Here is a 591-nt window from a genome sequence, read left to right as displayed (position 1 = left end):
AGGTAGCGCCCATGCAGGTATTGCTCGAACTCCTTCAGCATGATGTTCGATAATAGCGGCGATATAACACCGCCCTGTGGCACACCTTCACTGGCCGCCCGAAAGAGACCGACATCGATATGTCCCGCCTTGATGGTTTTCCACAGCAGAGTCATGAAACGTGCGTCACTGATCCTGCGGCGTACAGCCTTCATCAGCAGTCGATGATGTACGGTGTCGAAGTAACTGGACAGGTCGCCTTCAATCACCCAGCGTCCCCGGGTTTCACCACAGTCTGTGAGCTGTAATTTCACCGTGCGGATCGCGTGGTGGACACTGCGCTCAGGCCGGAAGCCATATGAGAGCGTATGAAAATCACTCTCCCATATCGGCTCCATCGCCATCAGCATGGACCGCTGAACAATACGATCCCGCAACGCGGGGATACCCAGTGGTCGCAGTTTGCCGTTGCTTTTAGGGATGTGAACCCGTCTGGCGGGCAAGGGCTGGTAGTGGCCTGAGAGTAATTCATCCCTGAGGATTTGCAGCTCAACAGCCAGTCTGGCCTGTAGCATTGTTTTGTTCACGCCATCAACGCCGGGGGTATGGGCC

Annotated in this window: 1 protein-coding gene; it reads right to left on the bottom strand. The window is 55.7% G+C overall.

All coding sequences use genetic code 11. The annotated features are described in order from the left end of the window. A partial coding sequence (locus K1I94_RS11295; protein WP_263281187.1) for a reverse transcriptase domain-containing protein occupies positions 1–591 on the bottom strand: 591 nt, incomplete at both ends.

Source organism: Streptococcus sanguinis (assembly GCF_019929145.1).
In the GTDB taxonomy this organism is placed as follows: domain Bacteria; phylum Bacillota; class Bacilli; order Lactobacillales; family Streptococcaceae; genus Streptococcus; species Streptococcus sanguinis_U.
This window is presented reverse-complemented; position numbering and strand designations above follow the sequence as displayed.